This is a genomic window from Nonomuraea lactucae, assembly GCF_003313395.1.
In the GTDB taxonomy this organism is placed as follows: Bacteria; Actinomycetota; Actinomycetes; order Streptosporangiales; family Streptosporangiaceae; genus Nonomuraea; species Nonomuraea lactucae.
On the sequence record NZ_QNFZ01000676.1, the window covers coordinates 1 to 3019 of the forward strand.

At 75.2% G+C, this 3019-nt stretch carries 3 protein-coding genes; all 3 read left to right on the top strand.

From position 1 onward, the window contains the following. Positions 1–1793: VWA domain-containing protein (locus DQW85_RS25235; RefSeq protein ID WP_113702466.1), on the top strand; the 1793-nt coding region annotated here is incomplete at its 5' end. 1 nt (position 1794) lies between these two features. Next, positions 1795–2397 (top strand): cob(I)yrinic acid a,c-diamide adenosyltransferase, encoded by a 603-nt coding sequence (cobO, locus tag DQW85_RS25240; RefSeq protein WP_113702467.1) that lies wholly within the window; start codon positions 1795–1797, stop codon positions 2395–2397. 8 nt (positions 2398–2405) lie between these two features. Next, positions 2406–3019: cobyrinic acid a,c-diamide synthase CobB (locus DQW85_RS25245; protein WP_205315392.1), on the top strand; the 614-nt coding region annotated here is incomplete at its 3' end.

A 3019-nucleotide genomic window follows, 5' to 3' on the forward strand; every position in this document is an offset into this window, starting at 1 on the left:
ACCCCGGCTGCCCCGACGGGCCGCACGAACCCGGCGAGCAGCGGCTGCGCCGCCCCGCCGCGCTGGTCGAGCTGCCGGTCGGCGCCTCGGAGGACCGGCTGGCCGGAGCGCTCGACGTGGAGCGGGCGCTGACCGAGGGGGTCAAGGCGTTCCAGCCGGGGTTGCTGGCCGCCGCCCATCGCGGGGTGCTGTACGTGGACGAGGTGAACCTGCTGCACGACCACCTCGTCGACCTGCTGCTGGACGCCGCCGCCCTGGGCACCTGCTACGTCGAGCGGGAGACGGTGTCGGTACGGCACGCCGCGCGCTTCCTCCTGGTCGGGACCATGAACCCGGAGGAGGGGGAGCTGCGGCCCCAGCTGCTCGACAGGTTCGGGCTGACGGTCGAGGTCAGGGCCTCACGCGTTCCGGAGGAACGCGCCGAGGTGGTCAGGCGGCGGCTCGCCTTCGAGGCCGGTCCCGAGGCGTTCGCGGCGCGGTGGGCCGCCGAGGAGGCGGCGCTGGCGGCGCGGATCGCGCGGGCTCGCGACCGGCTGCCGCAGGTCCGGTTGCCGGACGCGCGGCTCAGCCAGATCGCTACGGTGTGCGCGGCGTTCGAGGTGGACGGGTTGCGGGCCGACCTGGTCACGGCTGCCGCCGCCATCGCCCACGCCGCCTGGCAGGGACGGGACACGGTGACGACCGACGACGTGCGGGCGGCGGCCCGGCTGTCGCTGCCCCACCGCCGCAGGCGCGATCCCTTCGACGCGCCGGGGCTGGATGAGTCACTGCTGGAGCGCCTGCTGGAGGAGACCGAGGGACCCGAGGGACCCGAGGGGCCAGATGGCGCCGATGGTGCAGACCGTCCCGAAGATCCCGAAGGTCCCGATGATGGCGGTCCCGGAGGGGGCGAGCCGGGTGCGCGGGAGGACGCCGGGCCGCAGTCGCGTCCACAAGGTGTGGACGGCCCGGCGGCCGAGGCGGGTCGTCCACAGGGTGTGGACACCGCGGGCGGGCAGGTGGCCGGAGCCGCCGAGCCGTACCGGGTGCCCCTTCTGCAGGTGCCAGGGCTGGGTGAGGGCGTGGCGGGGCGGCGGTCACGGGCGCGGACCTCGCACGGGAGGGTCACCGGCGCGCGGCGGCCCGGTGGGCGGATCCGCGGGCTGCACGTCACGGCGACGATCCTCGCCGCCGCGCCGCACCAGAAACGGCGCGGGCGCACCGGGCCGGGGCTGCTGCTCCGCGAGGACGACCTGCGGGAGGTCGTACGCGAGGGCAGGGAGGGCAACCTGGTGCTGTTCGTGGTGGACGCCAGCGGTTCGATGGCGGCCCGCAAGAGGATGACGGCGGTGAAGACCGCGGCGCTGAGCCTGCTGCTGGACGCCTACCAGCGGCGCGACAAGGTGGGCCTGGTCACGTTCCGGGGCGCGTCGGCCGAGCTGGTGCTCCCGCCGACCTCGTCGGTGGAGGCGGGCGCGGCGCGGCTGCGGTCGCTGCCGACCGGGGGCCGCACCCCGCTGGCGGCCGGGCTGGTCAAGGCAGCCGACGTGCTGCGCGTGGAGCGGGTACGCGATCCGGCACGCCGCCCGCTGCTGGTGCTGGTGACGGACGGGCGCGCCACCTCGGGAGGAGACGTGGACAGGGCGGCCACGCTGCTGGACGGCACGGCGAGCGTCGTCGTGGACTGCGAGAGCGGACCCGTGCGGCTCGGCCTGGCGGCCAGGCTGGCCACGACGATGCGGGCCGGTCTCCTCACCCTCGACACCCTGTCCGATCTGGGGTCGGTCGTCCGTGACTACCGGAAGGCGGTCTGACATGCCGCAGGGAAAGCCGGCCGTGGTGCCGGACGACGGCCTCACCACCCGGCAGCGCCGCGCCAGGCCGCTGCTGATCGTGCACACCGGCCCGGGGAAGGGCAAGTCGACGGCCGCGTTCGGCATGGCGATGCGGGCGTGGAACCAGGGCTGGCCGATCGGGGTGTTCCAGTTCGTCAAGTCGGCCAAGTGGCGGGTCGGCGAGGAACGCGCGCTGAAGGTCCTCGGCGCCTCCGGCGAGGGCGGGCAGGTGACCTGGCACAAGATGGGCGAGGGCTGGTCGTGGATCCAGCGCGCCGGGTCGGAGGAGGATCACGCGGCCGACGCCCGGGAGGGGTGGGAGCAGATCAAGCGGGATCTCGCGGCCGAGACGTACCGGTTCTACGTGCTGGACGAGTTCACGTACCCGCTGAAGTGGGGCTGGCTGGACCTGGACGACGTGCTGGAGGCGCTCAACGGCCGGCCGGGCGGCCAGCACGTCGTGATCACCGGCAGGGACGCGCCGGAGCGGCTGGTCGAGGCGGCCGACCTGGTGACGGAGATGGGCAAGGTACGGCATCCCATGGACGCCGGCCAGAAGGGGCAGAAGGGCATCGAGTGGTGATCCCGCGCCTGGTCGTCGCCGCGCCCTCGTCCGGGAGCGGCAAGACGACCGTGGCGACCGGCCTGATGGCGGCGCTCCGCGAGCGCGGGCTCCGGGTCTCGCCGCACAAGGTGGGGCCCGACTACATCGACCCCGGCTACCACGCGCTGGCCACCGGGCGGCCGGGCCGCAACCTCGATCCCTGGCTCGTCGGGGAGGAGCGCGTGGCGCCGCTCTTCCTGCACGGGGCCGCCGGGTGCGACGTGGCGGTGGTCGAGGGGGTGATGGGGCTGTTCGACGGCAAGGGGGACACGGACCTCGCCTCGACCGCGCACGTCGCCAGGCTGCTGGAGGCACCGGTCGTGCTGGTCGTGGACGCCGCCAGGCAGAGCAGGTCGGTGGCCGCCGTGGCGCACGGGTTCGCGACGTTCGATCCGCGGGTCCGGGTGGGTGGCGTGGTGCTCAACCGGGTGGGGTCCGACCGGCACGAGGAGCTCTGCCGAGCCGCGCTGGAGGCGGCGGGCGTGCCGGTGCTGGGGGCGATCCGGCGTGACGACGCCGTCGCCACGCCCTCCCGCCACCTGGGGCTGGTGCCGGCGGCCGAGCGCGAGGGCGAGGCCGTCGCCGCGGTGGAACGGCTGGC